Below are 15,870 nucleotides of genomic sequence, written 5' to 3'. Positions count from 1 at the left end.
ATGAATTATATGTAATTTCAAGCAAGGAAATTGATATTTAGGTTTGATTCCTAAATTCATCTTTAAGTATATTGTACTGTGATTTGTCTTATCATTATTCATGGATTTGGATCGTCTGAAATTAGGAATACCTCAAGATATACACCTTCTATGAAACGTAATTGAATCCCTCAAAGGACTCAAAGGATACAAAATATTGAATAAGGTAATTTGCAATGAGATACAAAAAGAGAATTAATTAAGAAGATGAAAAAAATAAAATGATTGGAAGCAGAAACCCTTGATAACACAAAAGAGAAAGCACTTCAGATTGTTAAAAAGCAAATAGAAGAAATTAATGTAAAACTAAAAAACAATGATTATGATGAATGTAACAAAATTAATCATGATAAAATGGTATTAGAGAATCGAATTATGACTCTACAAAATAAAATGGTAATACTTGAAATGGAGAAAAGAATGTTAAATCAAGAGTCACAAGATATCAAATATTTTGAAAATAATAATTTAGTTATGCGTTATATTGTTGAGATAATCACTCAAGACAACAAGATAAGTAAAGATAAAAAAGATAAATTATTAAGCCTACTGGAAAAGTTTGAATTAAAAAAGTAAAACTCCATACTAGAATAATAAAAACGGAATGGTATACAAAATCATAAAAAGATAATTCCCTTCACTTAATCTTTTCAGTATCTACTTTTAATTGTCATCCTTAATTCCAATTCATTTAATATTAATATCATAGAAATTTAGTTTTGATTTGATGTTGGCTATCTTTGCATGGACATAGATATTAAGATCCAAAACTATTTCGTTATGATTTTCTTTCTACTATCAATTAAGTTTTAAATTATTTTTTGTTTAACTGTATCATTTGGTTTAATTGATCATTGTTGAATACGGTCAACCTCAGTATGCCTATAAGAATCCGAAGAGATTAGCTGACTTTGATATTCACCGTCATAAAAAATTAGTCTTTGTCTGTTTTATCACCGTCTAACATACGTGGACCTACCATGTCATGAGCGTGCAATATCTTCTTTTAATGCTCAAAATGTGGTCTATCTTTTGTGATAACTTCCACGACAATCATTAAATACAATTCTTATGTAATTGTGCAATTCCTTGAACACTCTCTTTTTTCAGAAAAGCTAGGTAATCAAGATGTATCAGATCATTGACTAAGATCTAATCAGTTTTTGATATTCTATCTTATCTCATTTTAATGATATTATAGGCATGATTGGAACATGCGAGGTATGCCATGATGCTGTAGTGGAAGTTACATTGACCAAGGTTCACAGTACTGTTGAAAAAACACATGGAATGATACTGATTCGTCTATGTAAGGCGTGCAGAGAATAGGTATGAGTTGATTTAATTCTAATTATAATGCCACTGTAAATTATGTTCATAATCATAAAACTTCTGGCACATTTACTTGCACCATCTAACTTTCTTAAAAACTGAATATGTGATATTTTGTAAAACTAATTAGCCCTAATTTTTAATACGCATGATTTTAGTTTTGTCCATAACAACCCAGTATTCCACATTCTGTCCGTTTTCCAATTTACCTTTAACCTCATCGTCAATTAAATTGATATCTAGTGTCTCAAACGTTTCTGAATCCATAACTTGTACGACATCTCCATTAATTGAAATGATTTGGCCTACTTTCTTGTTAATCATTGGAACATGAATCTGCATGCTGACTGGACCAACATGAGGTCTTTTTTGACCATCAAAGATACCTTCTCCAACAATTCTAGCTTTTGCTGCACCATGTTTTCCAGGTTTTGATGTGTCATATTCAACAATACGACATGGTTCCCCACTTGGTTGATCAGAATGTGGTAATAGGATGTATGACCCAATTTTTAAGGAACCAAGATCAGATGGTTTACTCATGCAAAACAGTTTTTGGTCGAATATTTAACTTTTCAGACAACAGAAGATATTCGAAAAGCCATATCCTTAATACAACCTAGACTGGATAAAAATTGTAAAATGGGATTACGTAATACTCTACGCAAATTTTGTGTCATGAAAAAAGTAAGAGACAAAGCAGAGGATTCTGAACAAAAAAAAGATAAGAAATCTAAAGATTAGATTCGATTTTTAAGATTTTTCTTTCCCGCAATGAATACACATATTCTTTGATAATATCTCAAACCATGCAAAATTATGAACAAATCCTTCTTTGCAACTCATATGGATTGTAGTTATCATACTAGAGAGTCAATCTAGAGCGTCAACAATAATATCGATCAAACTCAATCTTAATTCCAATCTAATAAAATATCCGTCTTTGACCCCATTTTTTTAAAATATCATTAATGGTCTCTATTAACGGAATGATTTTTGGATAATTACTATTTTGTATCAAATCATTTTTAATTGCTGTAAGATAATGCCTTTTTTGTTTGAGTATACGTAGTTTTTTTGACTTGGATGATTTGGTATTTTTTAGATCACTTAGGTTTGCAGAAATATCGCATAACAGTATTAATTTTGAATCTATTGATGATTCTTTAATTTGTTTAACATATGCTGCATCTTGTTGTTTTCGTGTTAATGATGGATCTTTAGATACTGAGGACACTAATACAGTTATTTTACTTCCAAATTGTTCGAAGAGATCATCAAAACTAGTAGATGTTTTGTCTATTACCTCATGAAGCCAACCTGCACATAGAATCTCTTCATCAATTACACCTAAACTTTTAAGCCTATTGACTACATCTTCTAGATGTTTTGAATAGGGAATAGTACTATCTTTAACTACCATCCCATAATGTTTCTTTTTTGCAAATAATTCACCTTTTTTTAGAAGATCCAAAAATCATTCTCCACAAAACCTAATGACGTCCTCTAATATTATGATAAATAAATTCCAAGTTTTATTGTAGCAGAGAATCACAAATTAGGAATCTATCTGTTTTACTTTAAAGATTCAAGAATAGACAGACTGAGAAGATTTGTAAGCGATAATCCTTTTCGGTTAGCATCACGTTTCGTTTGATCACAGTATTTCTTTACACTCTGATGACTCTTTTCACTAGCAATTTCAATCACCACAATATTTTCAGAATATGGAAATGTAAATTTTGCAGGATTAATACAAAATGTATTCATATTGCCAATACCTGATATCTTAATTTTATCTTTTTTCAAAAATAGGTTTGCGATTTCTTTAACATCTTCAATGTCATCCACATATTCTAAATAATATATAGAAATAAAATTAGCATTTCTCACAACTTCTCTTTGAAAAAATTCGTCTTTGATATTAAATACAAAAGATGTTTTGTTCTGATTATAAACAGTTAGTTCTTTAGATATCTGTTCATTGTCTTTGAATTTAGCTAAAAGATAGTGGTTTACAGAATCAGAAAAGTAAGGCTTGCATTCATTAGAAAAAGTTCCTGTAACAAAAAATAATTCCTCAATATTCTTGGAATTAATCCAAGTTTCTCTGAGATCAATAGATTGATGTGTGTTCGTATATGGCACGCAAACATAACCCGGATAAGGCAATGTCATTAATGACAACGAAACCTATCATTTTTTTAGGGTATTTATGCTTATTACAATTGAAATTATTAACCAATGTTATCTACGATAGTTTTTTAATAGCAGTAAACTTCGTTTTTCTTGTCCCAAGCTAGCTCAGCCTGGTAGAGCTTCCGGCTGTAGTTGTTGGCTTTAGATGGCTGACCGAAAAACAGCATATCAGGCATACAGAAACCGGGTTGTCGAAGGTTCAATTCCTTCGCTTGGGACCACACATTTCTGATGAATAAAAAAAAATAATCTTTAAAAATAAAAAGATAGACTGATTTAAGAAAACAAATTTGAACTCTTAAATTAAAAAATTTATTGCCTATGCTGATTTTTTGACTTTTTGGGCTGCTGGTCCTTTTTGACCTTCGCCTACCTCAAACTCGACTTTATCGCCTTCATTGATGAATCCGTCAACATCTGATTTGTGAACAAATAGATCGTCGCCAGATTCTCTTTCGATAAAACCAAAGCCCTTAGTACGGTTAAACCATTTTACGGTGCCTTGTTCCATTTAATTTTAGAGCAATCAATTCACTATATTAACTAAGTCATTTCTTAAAAATCAAATAATAATTAGAAAATTTAGAAATCTTTAGCAATATGCTCATTGTCTTTTAGCCATTCAACTTGAGGAAGAGTAAATCTCCAAACAATATCTCCGCGTTCAGCCTCATTAAAATCCCAAGGTGCAATAATGACTATATCATTATCTCTAATCCAAACTCTTCTTTTCAACTTTCCTCTGATTCTTCCTCGTCTAGTAATGCCATCAGCACATTTTACCATGACATTTTCACCCCCAAGCATTTTCAATACCCGTCCAAAAACTTCACCTTCTTCAGGTAGACGAATTTCTTTAAGTGCACTTTCATTCTTTACTTGGCGTTTACCCATAACACTGATTATGTTTATGAGCATATAACTGGTAGGGTAACCTGGACAAATTCACACATAATCAAATCCACTAATGTTTGCCTAAATCTATCCTGGTTTTACATACTGATAACCAATTGACATTCAAGAAACTTTTGATTTGAATGATCAAAATGTATTGGAGTTCTCTACCTACAAAAATTATCCTTAACAGTCTAACGGTATGATTTCTGTTTTCTTCTTCTTGCACCAGGGCCGCCAAATTTCTTTGGTTCTTTTTGTCTGGCATCTCCACTTACTAGATACTTGTCAAAATCTGAAATACGTTTTCTTAGGTCGTCTCTTGCAGATTTTGGGAATGGATGTTCTTTTGGTTCTTTTTTAGATTTAGTCCATCCAATAAGTGCTCTTGTAATCCCAGTTGCAATTGCACTGGCTTGCCCCATATAACCTCCACCTCTTACTCTAACAGAGATATCTATCTTGTCTCTTAAATCCCCTGTAATTTCTAATGGCGCTAGTATGACTTCACGAGCTGTTTCTTGCGGAATCATTTCTACTGGAACGTTATTGATTCTGACTCTACCCTGTCCTTTTGTAATGTATACATGTGCAGTAGCTGTCTTTCTAGTTGCAAAATAAATTTCTGTTTTTGGAATTGTCATTCAGTCCACCCTATTATTCTACACAATTCACCTATTGAAGTATAGTTTGATGATGTTTTCTTAATCTTAGCTTTTTCGAATTGAATTTTCGCTAATGACTTGAGTTCTTTTGGGGAACCAATGTATGTCCTTAGTCTTTGATGCGCTTCTTTTCCAGATGGTTTTCTATCATATGGTAGCATTTGACGAATCATCTTTGTCATGAGAGTATCTGGTCTTCTGTAATGGACTGGTCCATGCTTTGGATTAATTATACTGTTGATTTCTAAAAATTCTCTGTACTCCTTGATCTGGTTACTTCTTGTTCCGCTCATCATGATTTTTTCACAATTCACTACTGAAACTCTGTTTCCATTGATTAGTAATTTTGCAACATTTGATGATAATCTTCCTGCAATGTGGTCGGTTGCATCTACTACAATTGGTCTGTCTGTTCTGATCTCTGTTTGTTGTTTAGCCAAGCAGTACAACTCCCTTTCCTGTAGGATTTTTCTCAATCAGTTCTGAATAACTGATCAATTTTCCACCGTTTCCTGTTATTTTATTAGCAGCAGAATTTGAAATTGAAAATGAAAATAATGTAATTTTGTGAGGAATGTTACCTGTTCCAAGAACTTTTCCTGGAAATACAACTGTATCATTTTCTTTTGTCAGTTGTGCAATTCTATTCAAGTTAAGATCTCTTCTTGCAATACTTGGTTTCAGCGCATATTCTGCCAATTTTGCCCAAATTGGAGCATCGTTTTTGGATGATGCCTTTTTTAGATCATTGGCCATACGTATAACCACTTGATTAGTCATGTGAATAATGCGGTTTGAAACCCAAATATAATGTCTATGCTTAGATTATTCTTCGATTTTGTCAATCATTTCTTTGAATTGATCTAATCTGTTACTTACTTCGTCTACTCCTGAAATGATTATTTGTTCAGGATTTAGTGCACCAGTTGATTCTACGCTTAGAATCTTCTCATCTTCCTTATCAGTATCAATTAGTGTTGAGATGTTTGAAGCATTCCATTTGGCATGTTCAGTTCCACGTCCTAGTCTTGCATAACATTCAATTTTGATTCTTTGACCTGGTGCTAGTTGTACAATTGGAATTTTATCTGAAACTGGTTTTATTGTATCGTCTTCAGAGGATAACTCATTTGACAAAATGGTTCTTGTAACATCTGAATCTCCAGAATCTAACACTAACATTACTTTACAGTTTGAGCAACCTACCTCACTTTGACATTCACATTTGGATGGTTCGTTAAATCTCGACAAGTCTGTTTTTAATGGAATTAGTCCCAATCTATGAGCTAAACCTTCATCTGGTAATACTGAAGAATTCTCTACAATGTCTACTGTATCTATTGCAAATACTGGAACACCATTTAGACATACTCGTCTAAGTGCATTTGCATACTGTAATGGAACACCTTTTAGCTTTATAGAAATTTTATGATTATCTTTACTAATTACTTCTAATGATGACAAATCTTGAAGAAAATCTTCAAAATCCACATAAAAATCTAGCTAGCTTTAGGTATAGTGACTGCTAATTTTTGTTACAATACTTGACCATAAATAACAACATTGCACAGTTGTGACTATGAATCCTTCTAAATTGGTCAATCTTTTCTCTATAGATGATTTCTTTAGAAAAGTATGCTGACTAAGAGTAGATCTGTTTATTCTGAAAATATGGTAAAGCCAGCACTGAGCAATTGGATCCTTTTTACAATGACATGATGATGAAACTACTGAAAATGTTATTTGCTCGATAAAAGAAAGATAAGAAAAGAGATCGATAGTGTAAGATACTGGGTTGGTATGAGAAATGTCTCCACTTATTCATCTCTTCTAAGGGGGTTCTCAAATGAGAATGACTATGTACGTATAGATAAATATCAAATCTATGCTAGATTAGACATGGTTGATGTTACATTGGTTAGATATTCCTTTGAAGGTGAAAAATTTGAGATAATGGTAAAACCAGACCCTGCATTAGATTACAAACTTGGAAAGAAAAAGGACTTGGCTGCAGTTTTGGTTTCAGATGAAATCTATACGGATTCTGGAAAAGGAACAAGACCATCATCTGAGAAATTACTAAAGGCTTTCAAAACTGAGGACCTATCAGAAATTGCCAAAATTATTCTTGATAAAGGTGATCTGAATCTAACAACTGATCAAAGACGAAAAATGATAGAAGAAAAGAAAAAACAAATTGTTAGCTATATTGCTAAAACATATGTCGATCCTAAAACTCACTTGCCTCATCCTCCATTGAGAATTGAACAAGCAATGAAAGATGGTAGGGTTTCAGTTGATCCGCAAAAACATGTGGACGAGCAAGTAGCAAATATTGTTGAAAAATTACGTTCAATTATTGCTCTAAAGTCTGAGAATCTAAAATTGGAGATTACGATTCCGGCACAGTATGCATCTCAATCATATGCAGTTTTAAAATCTGTTGGTTCTCTTGGAAGTGAACAATGGCAAACAAATGGTTCTCTAAAAGCAATACTTGAAATACCAGCTGCAGCAAGACCAAATGTGATCGATAGATTAGGTTCTATAACCAAAGGATCTGCTACAGTTGAGGTAATGAAATAATGGATAATAAGAGAAAATATGTTATCCCTGGAGATGTAGTAACCACTGGTCCATTTCGACCTGAACAAAATGTAATTCTTGAAGGAAATAAGATAATCTCTACTACTATTGGCATTTCTGAAATCTATGATGATTCTGTTAAAGTAATACCATTAACTGGAAAATACATTCCTAAAATTAATGATCTTGTAATTGGTAAAGTCATATCTCATACTTCGTTGTCTTGGGAGTTGGATATCAATTCATGCTATGTTGGATTTCTTCCTGCACAGGATGTTTTTGGACGTGACTTTTCTGCTCATGCTGATGAACTTACAACCAAACTAAAATCAGGTGATCTTGTAGCTGCTAGAATTGCTAATTTTGATAGAACAAGAGATCCACTAGTAACTATAACTGATAGAGATTTAGGCAAAATTGACTCTGGTGACTTGATTAAAATCTCCCCCAGTAAGGTTCCACGCCTAATTGGAAAGAGAGGCACAATGATCCAAATGATAGAGATGGCAACAGATGCTGCAATAACTATTGGTCAGAATGGCTGGGTTGTAGTTTCATGCGAGTCTCCCGAGGGATTATTAAAGGCTAAAAAAGCCATTGAAATGGTAAATCAAAAAGCACATGTTGCTAATTTGACTGATCAAGTGAAAGAAATGTTAGAATTAAAAGGTGAATCATAATGGGCGGAAGAGACGCAACAATGGTCCTATTGGACGAGAATGGTATTCGTTGTGATGGAAGAAAAGTTGACGAACCAAGACGAATTATGATTAAAGCCGGTGGACTAAAAAATGCTGATGGATCTGCATACATCGAATTTGGAGATAACAAAATTCTCGTTGGTGTCTTTGGTCCTAGAGATGTTCATCCTAAACACATGTCAAATACTGATACTGGAATTTTACGAGTTAGATATCATATGGAACCCTTCTCTGTTGGTGAGAGAAAAAACCCAGCGCCTTCAAGAAGAGAGATTGAAATTTCTAAAGTTATTAAAGAAGCACTAGAGCCTGCAGTTATCTTGGATAAATTCCCAAGAACCGCAGTTGATGTTTTCATTGAAGTATTACAAGCAGACGGTGGAACTAGATGTGCTGCTCTTACTGCAGCGTCTGTTGCATTGGCAGATGCTGGAATCCCAATGAGAGATATGGTTGCAGCAATTGCAGCGGGAAAAGTTGCAGATACTGTAGTTCTTGATGTTAATAATGAAGAAGACCAAGCCGGTCAAGCAGATATGCCTATTGGTTATATGCCAAGTCTTGAAAAAATTACCTTATTACAATTAGATGGTGTTCTGACTCCTGAAGAATACAAAAAATGTGTTCAAGTAGGAGTTGATGGGTGTAAAGTTGTTTACGAACTTCAAAAGAAGGCACTACAAGAAAAGTACTTTGGAAATGGAGGAGAGTAAAAATGGCATCTACTTCTGTTATTGACGAATTAAAAAAAATACAAATCCTTGAATTATTAGAACAAGGAAAAAGAGTAGATGGACGCGCTCTAGATGAATCAAGAGAAATTTCTATTGAAACTAATGCCATACCTAAAGCAAACGGCTCTGCTAGAGTTAGACTAGGTGAAACCGAAGTTATTTGTGGTGTAAAAATTCAACCAGACAGACCTTTTCCTGATATGGGAGATAAGGGAATTTTTATTTGTACTGCAGAACTTTTACCATTATCTCATCCAACTGTTGAAACTGGTCCTCCAGGACCTGATGTAATTGAGTTGGCTAGAGTTGTGGATAGAGGGATTAGAGAAAGTCATATGATTGATGTGTCTCAATTAGTAATTGAGCAAAACAAATCTGTAGTTGGAGTATTTGCAGATAACGTAGTTGTCGATTATGATGGTAATCTCTTTGATGCATGCTCTTATGCTGCAACTTCTGCATTACTTTCATCCAAATCACCAAAATGGAATTGGGTTGATGACACACCAACACTTGTAGAAGGTGAAGATATGCCTATACCAGTATCTACTATCCCTGTATCTGTAACCATGGGAAAAATTGGAACTCACATAATTGTTGATCCTAATGGCGATGAATGGGGTAGCATGGATGCCCGAATTACAATTACTACTGATTCTGATGGAAATATTTGTGCATTACAAAAAGGTGGTAGTGATGGATTCACTCTGGAAGAAATTCATAGATGTGGAGACATTTCAGTCAAAGTAGGTGCAAAAATAAGAGAAAAATTAAAAGAAGTTCAAAAGGGAAGTCAATAAAATGGCAAAAGCAAAAAAATCACTAAAAGGTTTAGGCGCACGATATGGAATTAAACTTAGAAAACAGTACACAAAAATCCATCTCCAACTAAAAGAAAAGAGAACTTGTCCTGAATGTGGTTCAAAAACATTTGGAAGAGACGCTGTTGGTATTTGGTCTTGTAAAAAATGCAGTTACAAGGTGGCTGGAACAGCTTATGACATTAAACTTTAGCGCAAAAATCGTAGTTGATGCAAAAGACAAGACAAAGGCAATTTTTGATTCAATTAACGCAGATAATGAATTTTATCCTGAAAACCCCGTAAAAACTCAGATAGAATTTGATGAGAAAATAATAATTCTTGCCCGGTCTGATCATTTGACACATTTGAGGGCAAACCTGAACTCTACTCTTAGGTTCATTCAAGCCAGTCATGATTCAATTGAATCGGTAAAGATATAATGAAATAAATTTTTTGAGTAACTATGTCATCTGGACAAATGCCGCCTTGGCTCCAAGAGCAATTAATGAAATTACAACAATCTCAACAAAGTCTCCAATCATTAATGACGCAAAAACAACATCTTGAAATGGAAAAAGCTGAAACAGAAAAAGCCCTTGAGGAATTAAAAAAAATTACAGATGGTGATGCAGTCTTTAAACAAGCTGGAACCGTTTTAATAAAATCTACAAAACAGGAATTACTAGATGAATTACAAGAAAGATCTGAATTAGCAAAAACACGTTTAACAGTTCTTCAAAAACAAGAAATACGTCTTAAGGAAAGTCTCAAAGAACAAGAAGCAAAAATCACTGAATTGATGAAAAGCGGTTCTGCACCCCCACCACCAAAACCAACTACAGAAGATAATCCAAGAAAGTAATTACATCTCCTAATTTCATATAAGATATTAACAATTCATTACATCTAATATTTGTGAAATTAGAAAATCTTAGAATTGTTGTAGATGAGAGAGAACGAAAAAGTGGAATTCCTGATTTACTAAGATCAATTGGGATGAATATTGAAATGAAAACACTTCTAATTGGTGATTATATTGTTGCACCAGAAACTATTGTTGAAAGAAAAAGTATTCGTGATCTTATGGCCTCTGTTTTTGATGGAAGATTATTTGATCAGTGCTCTAGATTAAAGGAGCATTTTGAGCACCCGATTATTTTGATGGAAGGTAATGTGGATGAAATTGAAGAAATCACAGAAAATCCTTTGATATTTTATGGCGCTCTGTCTAGGATAGCACTTGATTTTAAAATTCCCGTTATTCCTACTCCTAGTGCAGATCATACTGCGAAATTATTGGTATCTCTGTGTTCTAGACTGGATTCTCATAAAGGCCCATACTTGAAAAAAATCAAAAAATCATCTGATTTAGAAAAGCAACAATTGTCAGTTCTTTGTAGTTTGCCTGGAGTGGGTGAAAGATTTGCAGTGCGAATGCTTGAAAGATTTGGTACTCCTCTGAAAGTTTTTAGTGCAACTGCTGCTGAGTTGGCAAAAGTTGAAGGTCTTGGTGACGCACGCGCAAAGAAAATAAAAAAAACTCTTGATTCTAAAAGTAATCTACTCAAGTCATCTGATCAAAAAACTTTACACGATACATGATACCATTAAATAAATTGACAAATTGTGGTTTTCTATGTTAGTTTCAACTGATTGGCTAAGAGAGAATATCTCTAATCCAAACCTTATAGTTTTAGATACTCGTCCAAAAACAATGTTTCTTTATGGGCATCTTCAGAATGCACAATCTCTTTCTGTTGATAAAGTAATCCAATTTGATAAATTTGGATCTAACCTTGTAATTGAATTGGAAAAAATTGTTGAACTTTTTAATGGTCTTGGAATTGATGAAAACAAAACTGTTGTTTTAGTTGGAGATCCGATGGATCCTTCTGCTGCAAGAATAGCCTGGTCTTTATTATATTTTGGTCATGCCAAAACTTTCTTGCTTGATGCTAATGCATCTGATTTACAAAAATATGGTTTTAAATTAACTAAACAAATATCCTCTGTTACCCCAACATCATTTACTCCTAAAATTAACTCCGAAATTAGAATAGAGTCTGAGTTTTTAAAAGATAATTTGAATAACTTTGAAATTTTGGATGCACGTAGTCCTCAAGAATTCATGGGTGGACATTTACCTAACTCAAAACTTGTTCCATTCACTGACGGTCTCGGATTTGACGGTAAACTATTCCGTGATCCTGAATCTCTTAAAACTATGTTTTCAGAAAATAAAATCTCTAAAAATAAGGAAATTGTTTGCTATTGTATGCATGGTCATCGAGCATCAAGTCTGTTCTTACAATTAAAAATTGCAGGATTTGATAAAGTAAAACTCTATGATGGTTCATTTGTTGAGTGGCATGGAAAACAGTTTCCGCTTGAGTAATTTTCTTTTTAATACTGTTCCGCAAATTGGACATTCCTTGCCCTTGGTGTGATTGGTACGGCATCCTGGACAATAATGAACCCATTTTCCTACATCTTTGATTCCTTGGGTCATAATTGGTGATATCTTCAAACCCAAGTTCCTCATTACATTTGAAATAGCAAAATCATCACTAATTATCTCACCGCTCATCTCAATACATAAAGCAATAATTGAGATATCTTGTTTTGAGAGCTGTTGGAAATCTCCTGTGTCTTTTGAGGCTTTAATTGCTGCATTGACAGAATCTTTGTCGGGTTCTCTAATTTTTAACCTATTAGTTTCAAGTAAAGTTCCTAATGCATCTTGATCTTTCTTTATGTGTTTGATTTCATCGTACACTAAGGATGTTGTATAGCACTCATCAGATGATCTAAAAGGTACTCCTGCATAAAATGCACTAGAATCTAAAATTCTAAAATCCAAGTTTGCTCATCTGTCTTAGTCCTCGTTTCTTCAATCTTACAAAGACTGCTGGTTTTTTATATTTCTTAATAATTATTGATTCACCATATCCAGCTACTTTAACAACTTGTGCATCTACTGCTATGTTGCAATCATGTGAGCATATGATTTCAATTTTTTCATCTGGAACTACCATTGATGCCAATCTGTATACTGGTGCAACTGGAGTGATAATTAAAACATCTAAACTTTCGTGTAAAATTGGTCCACCTAATGAAAATGAATGACCTGTTGATCCACTTGGAGTTGAAATAATTACTCCGTCCATTTTTTGTTTTACTGTGTCATTTTGAAATTTTATCTCAATCTCTGCAGTTTTAGTCAAGTTAGCTCTACTAATGTAAATTTCATTTAATGCTGGAGGAAATTCTTTACCTCCACACGATGCAGTAACTCTAATCCTTTTATCTAAAAAGAAATTGTCTTTTATGATTTGAGTAATTGCAACATCTATCTCTTCAATTGTTATTTCTGCTAATATTCCTCTATTTCCTCCAACATTTATTGTCAAAATCGGAGTTTCATTTTCTAAATTCCTAAATACTCGAAGAGTTGTCCCATCACCACCAAGTGTGATGACAAGATCTAGGTTCTCTTTCTTTAATTCCTCCAATGCCTCCATTTTTTTTGCCCCCTCTACATCAATTGGTGAAATGGTGTATACGATAATTTTTCTTGCCAAAAGTTTTCGTGTTACATCCCTTGCGGCCTGCTCAGATTCCTTAGAACCTACTTTACTTACCACTGCAACTTTTTGTAGTTTCAAGTAATTCTTATGGATTGTATTTACTTAAAAATCATATTTTTAGCCATACTAGAAAAACAATTAAGTATGAAAACAAATCATACTAAAACATGAGTTATGCCCATCCAGAAGTTTTGGTAGATACTGAATGGGTATCAAAAAACCCTCCTAATGAAAAGAGAAAACTAGTTGAAGTTGATTATGATCCTGTCAATGGATATCAAAAGGGTCACATTAGTGGTTCAAGTCTAATCTGGTGGAAACGCGATATCAATGATCCAGTTACACGAGATATAATTGGTAAAAAACAATTTGAAGAATTAATGGCAAAGAATGGAATTACTTCAGATACTGAAGTAGTTCTTTATGGTGATTTCAATAATTGGTTTGCAGCTTTTGTGTTCTGGGTTTTCAAATTCTATGGACATGAAAATATAAAGATAATGAATGGTGGAAGAAAAAAATGGGAGTTAGAGAGTAGAGATTATACTACAGATGAACCACAAATACCAAAATCAACATATGTTGCACAACCTCCAGATGAAGGACTTCGTGCGTATTTGTTTGATGTAAGTCGTGCATTAGGAAAAGAAGACACAGTAATGGTTGATGTGAGATCACCTGCAGAGTTTTCTGGTCAAATTACAGCACCTCCAGAATACCCAATGGAACATGCACAAAGAGGCGGACATATTCCAAGTGCACATAATATCCCTTGGGCAACTGCAGTTAACGATGCTGATGGTACATTCAAAACTGTTGAAGAATTAAAACAAAACTATGAACCAAAAGGAATAACTCCTGACAAAGATGTAATCTGTTATTGCCGAATAGGGGAAAGATCTTCGCACAGCTGGTTTGTTTTGAAATACCTACTTGGATATCCAAGAGTTAGAAACTATGATGGCTCTTGGACTGAGTGGGGTAACATGATAGGAAATCCCGTGGAAAAATAACTTGCTTTTAGATATCCCTGTTCTTAAGAAAGGAGTTTTTTATTTTATCAAAGATGGTGAGTCTGATATTATTTTAGAGGATAAAACTAAACGGGGTCTTACTGTACAAGATACATCTATTGATGAAAAAATCAATGTAATGTCCGATAAGGGTATGATTCATGATATGGATGGGATTGGTCATTGGGTTCCAATCAGATGGTATTTTTCAAAAGACCTCTATAATCTATCTGATGTCGCCTTTCATGCTGATGCAATGGAAAAAAAATACCTCGAACTTCGAGAATTAACGTGTCCAGATGATGACTGATAACCTTTTTAAATAAATTAAAGCTACTAAAACCAGATGTCATTACTTCTAAAAGATCGAGTTTGGTCCATGGAGGCCCCTACTGCAAAGCGTGGTGTTTATCCACTACACGGTTTCAAACTTGGACTTTACAGATTACCTATTAAACTTGAAGATCCTTTGGAATTAAAATCTGTTCATGATGGTCTCAAAAAAGCGTTTGAAATGGATATGTATGCTGACAGAATTTTTGCAACATATAGATGGAAAGAACAAAATAAGAAAGATCCCGATGCAAAAGGCTACGAAGAAGTTGATCTGTCAGTTACAGTAGAAATTGTTACTGGTGAAGTTGTAGATATTATTTATCAAATTTTCCCTATTGAAAAATTTGGTGATCCTAATTGGGTAAAAGATTATAGAAAGAAAGCAGATCATTTTGCAAAAATGGTTATTGATACTATATTACGTAATACCATTTTGGCTGACAAGATGGTCTCATATTTAGCAAAGACTGAAAAAATCTCCGAAGTTGCAGCTATTCAAAAACTTGAAGAATTAACCCCTCTTGCAAAAATTGTTCTTGGTGCAAAACCAAAACCTGTTGAAGCAACAGAAGATGATATCGAGGAAGATGATGGTGAAATTGAAATCCCAGATGGTGCAAAGCCTGGCCCAATTGATGTAGAATTCAAATCAAAAATGAAACCATCTACGCCATATGAAGCACCTGAGCATACGATCAAAACTTGGGGTAGAAAAGGTAGCAGCAATGGCATTATGGGTGTCTGGGGAGAATTTGTTTCAGTAGATTATGATATTTGTATTGCAGATGGTGGGTGTATTGAAGCATGTCCTGTTGGCGTTTATGAGTGGTTTGATACTCCTGGAAATCCAGGCTCTGAAAAGAAACCATTAATGTCAAAAGAACCCGACTGTATCTTCTGTCTTGCTTGTGAAGGTGTATGTCCTCCTCAAGCAATCAAAATATTTGAACAAAAATAATTAGTCTGTTGCAAGTATAAATA

26 protein-coding genes and 1 tRNA gene are annotated in these 15,870 nt (G+C 33.8%); 16 read left to right on the top strand and 11 right to left on the bottom strand.

Going from position 1 to position 15,870, the window contains the following annotated elements; genetic code table 11:
- Positions 1–264: 264 nt before the first annotated feature.
- Together OEM44_07880 and OEM44_07875 are read left to right on the top strand one after the other, a co-directional pair.
- Positions 265–615 (top strand): hypothetical protein, encoded by a 351-nt coding sequence (locus tag OEM44_07880; GenBank protein MDH3516716.1) that lies wholly within the window; start codon positions 265–267, stop codon positions 613–615.
- Positions 616–1,242: 627 nt separating this feature from the next.
- Positions 1,243–1,368, top strand: a complete 126-nt coding sequence (locus OEM44_07875; GenBank protein MDH3516715.1) for a hypothetical protein — start codon at positions 1,243–1,245, stop codon at positions 1,366–1,368.
- 135 nt (positions 1,369–1,503) lie between these two features.
- Here the strand turns inward: OEM44_07875 and OEM44_07870 are convergent, their stop codons facing one another.
- The gene (locus tag OEM44_07870; GenBank protein ID MDH3516714.1) at positions 1,504–1,914 is read right to left on the bottom strand and encodes a translation initiation factor IF-5A; all 411 of its coding nucleotides are present in this window, start codon (positions 1,912–1,914) and stop codon (positions 1,504–1,506) included.
- 12 nt (positions 1,915–1,926) lie between these two features.
- Here OEM44_07870 and OEM44_07865 point away from each other — a divergent pair, with 12 nt between their 5' ends.
- A complete protein-coding gene (locus tag OEM44_07865; protein ID MDH3516713.1) occupies positions 1,927–2,115 on the top strand; it encodes a hypothetical protein in 189 nt (62 codons plus the stop codon).
- A gap of 181 nt (positions 2,116–2,296) precedes the next feature.
- Here OEM44_07865 and OEM44_07860 read toward each other — a convergent pair whose 3' ends face one another.
- Both OEM44_07860 and OEM44_07855 read right to left on the bottom strand, forming a co-directional pair.
- Complete coding sequence (locus OEM44_07860; protein MDH3516712.1) at positions 2,297–2,845, bottom strand: HD domain-containing protein; 549 nt, start codon at positions 2,843–2,845, stop codon at positions 2,297–2,299.
- 101 nt (positions 2,846–2,946) lie between these two features.
- Positions 2,947–3,558: a hypothetical protein gene (locus OEM44_07855; GenBank protein ID MDH3516711.1), complete on the bottom strand. Its 612-nt coding sequence runs from the start codon at positions 3,556–3,558 to the stop codon at positions 2,947–2,949.
- Positions 3,559–3,664: 106 nt separating this feature from the next.
- Here OEM44_07855 and OEM44_07850 point away from each other — a divergent pair.
- A tRNA-Tyr gene (locus tag OEM44_07850) sits at positions 3,665–3,791 on the top strand.
- Between the two features lie 98 nt (positions 3,792–3,889).
- On the opposite strand, the gene OEM44_07845 is transcribed toward OEM44_07850, so the two are convergent.
- The 6 genes from OEM44_07845 to OEM44_07820 form a co-directional block, all read right to left on the bottom strand.
- Positions 3,890–4,081, bottom strand: a complete 192-nt coding sequence (locus tag OEM44_07845; GenBank protein MDH3516710.1) for a cold-shock protein — start codon at positions 4,079–4,081, stop codon at positions 3,890–3,892.
- A gap of 71 nt (positions 4,082–4,152) precedes the next feature.
- Entirely contained in the window at positions 4,153–4,464 is a 312-nt protein-coding gene (eif1A, locus tag OEM44_07840) for a translation initiation factor eIF-1A (GenBank protein ID MDH3516709.1), read from the bottom strand.
- A 194-nt stretch (positions 4,465–4,658) separates the two neighbouring features.
- Positions 4,659–5,108, bottom strand: a complete 450-nt coding sequence (rpsI, locus tag OEM44_07835) for a 30S ribosomal protein S9 (GenBank protein MDH3516708.1) — start codon at positions 5,106–5,108, stop codon at positions 4,659–4,661.
- Positions 5,105–5,569 (bottom strand): 50S ribosomal protein L13, encoded by a 465-nt coding sequence (gene rplM, locus OEM44_07830; protein ID MDH3516707.1) that lies wholly within the window; start codon positions 5,567–5,569, stop codon positions 5,105–5,107. The genes rpsI and rplM overlap by 4 nt, the downstream gene beginning before the upstream one ends.
- The gene (locus tag OEM44_07825; GenBank protein MDH3516706.1) at positions 5,562–5,885 is read right to left on the bottom strand and encodes a 50S ribosomal protein L18e; all 324 of its coding nucleotides are present in this window, start codon (positions 5,883–5,885) and stop codon (positions 5,562–5,564) included. The genes rplM and OEM44_07825 overlap by 8 nt, the downstream gene beginning before the upstream one ends.
- Before the next feature lie 69 nt (positions 5,886–5,954).
- Positions 5,955–6,620: a DNA-directed RNA polymerase subunit D gene (locus tag OEM44_07820; protein MDH3516705.1), complete on the bottom strand. Its 666-nt coding sequence runs from the start codon at positions 6,618–6,620 to the stop codon at positions 5,955–5,957.
- Positions 6,621–6,872: 252 nt separating this feature from the next.
- Here OEM44_07820 and OEM44_07815 point away from each other — a divergent pair, with 252 nt between their 5' ends.
- The 9 genes from OEM44_07815 to OEM44_07775 are packed head-to-tail and all read left to right on the top strand — an operon-like array spanning position 6,873 to position 12,348.
- Positions 6,873–7,715: a ribosome assembly factor SBDS gene (locus OEM44_07815; protein ID MDH3516704.1), complete on the top strand. Its 843-nt coding sequence runs from the start codon at positions 6,873–6,875 to the stop codon at positions 7,713–7,715.
- Positions 7,715–8,395: an exosome complex RNA-binding protein Rrp4 gene (rrp4, locus tag OEM44_07810; GenBank protein ID MDH3516703.1), complete on the top strand. Its 681-nt coding sequence runs from the start codon at positions 7,715–7,717 to the stop codon at positions 8,393–8,395. Before OEM44_07815 ends, rrp4 begins: the two co-directional genes overlap by 1 nt.
- Positions 8,395–9,129: an exosome complex exonuclease Rrp41 gene (rrp41, locus tag OEM44_07805; protein MDH3516702.1), complete on the top strand. Its 735-nt coding sequence runs from the start codon at positions 8,395–8,397 to the stop codon at positions 9,127–9,129. The genes rrp4 and rrp41 overlap by 1 nt, the downstream gene beginning before the upstream one ends.
- Positions 9,130–9,131: 2 nt before the next feature.
- A complete protein-coding gene (rrp42, locus tag OEM44_07800) occupies positions 9,132–9,950 on the top strand; it encodes an exosome complex protein Rrp42 (GenBank protein ID MDH3516701.1) in 819 nt (272 codons plus the stop codon).
- 1 nt (position 9,951) lies between these two features.
- A complete protein-coding gene (locus OEM44_07795; GenBank protein MDH3516700.1) occupies positions 9,952–10,164 on the top strand; it encodes a 50S ribosomal protein L37 in 213 nt (70 codons plus the stop codon).
- On the top strand, positions 10,148–10,393 hold the full coding sequence (locus tag OEM44_07790) for a KEOPS complex subunit Pcc1 (GenBank protein ID MDH3516699.1): 246 nt from the start codon (positions 10,148–10,150) through the stop codon (positions 10,391–10,393). Before OEM44_07795 ends, OEM44_07790 begins: the two co-directional genes overlap by 17 nt.
- A 23-nt stretch (positions 10,394–10,416) precedes the next feature.
- A complete protein-coding gene (locus OEM44_07785; GenBank protein ID MDH3516698.1) occupies positions 10,417–10,815 on the top strand; it encodes a prefoldin subunit beta in 399 nt (132 codons plus the stop codon).
- 53 nt (positions 10,816–10,868) lie between these two features.
- Positions 10,869–11,555 carry a helix-hairpin-helix domain-containing protein gene (locus OEM44_07780; GenBank protein MDH3516697.1) on the top strand — a complete coding sequence of 229 codons (687 nt, stop codon included), beginning with the start codon at positions 10,869–10,871 and terminating at the stop codon, positions 11,553–11,555.
- A 34-nt stretch (positions 11,556–11,589) separates the two neighbouring features.
- Positions 11,590–12,348 carry a rhodanese-like domain-containing protein gene (locus OEM44_07775; protein ID MDH3516696.1) on the top strand — a complete coding sequence of 253 codons (759 nt, stop codon included), beginning with the start codon at positions 11,590–11,592 and terminating at the stop codon, positions 12,346–12,348.
- On the opposite strand, the gene OEM44_07770 is transcribed toward OEM44_07775, so the two are convergent.
- The gene (locus OEM44_07770; protein ID MDH3516695.1) at positions 12,307–12,813 is read right to left on the bottom strand and encodes a nucleotide-binding protein; all 507 of its coding nucleotides are present in this window, start codon (positions 12,811–12,813) and stop codon (positions 12,307–12,309) included. The genes OEM44_07775 and OEM44_07770 overlap by 42 nt on opposite strands.
- Positions 12,803–13,618 (bottom strand): NAD(+)/NADH kinase, encoded by an 816-nt coding sequence (locus OEM44_07765; protein ID MDH3516694.1) that lies wholly within the window; start codon positions 13,616–13,618, stop codon positions 12,803–12,805. Before OEM44_07765 ends, OEM44_07770 begins: the two co-directional genes overlap by 11 nt.
- Before the next feature lie 89 nt (positions 13,619–13,707).
- On the opposite strand from OEM44_07765, the gene OEM44_07760 reads away from it, so the two are divergent.
- Genes OEM44_07760 through OEM44_07750 form a run of 3 tightly spaced genes read left to right on the top strand, consistent with a single transcriptional unit; the run spans position 13,708 to position 15,847 of the window.
- A complete protein-coding gene (locus OEM44_07760) occupies positions 13,708–14,553 on the top strand; it encodes a sulfurtransferase (GenBank protein MDH3516693.1) in 846 nt (281 codons plus the stop codon).
- 1 nt (position 14,554) lies between these two features.
- Entirely contained in the window at positions 14,555–14,863 is a 309-nt protein-coding gene (locus tag OEM44_07755; GenBank protein MDH3516692.1) for a hypothetical protein, read from the top strand.
- Between the two features lie 36 nt (positions 14,864–14,899).
- Positions 14,900–15,847 carry a 4Fe-4S binding protein gene (locus OEM44_07750; protein MDH3516691.1) on the top strand — a complete coding sequence of 316 codons (948 nt, stop codon included), beginning with the start codon at positions 14,900–14,902 and terminating at the stop codon, positions 15,845–15,847.
- The last annotated feature ends 23 nt before the right edge of the window (positions 15,848–15,870 follow it).

The sequence above is a fragment of the Nitrosopumilus sp. genome (assembly GCA_029862745.1).
Classification (GTDB): domain Archaea; phylum Thermoproteota; class Nitrososphaeria; order Nitrososphaerales; family Nitrosopumilaceae; genus Nitrosopumilus.
The sequence above is the reverse complement of the archived record's forward strand: the minus strand, read 5'-3'. Positions and strand labels throughout refer to the sequence as shown.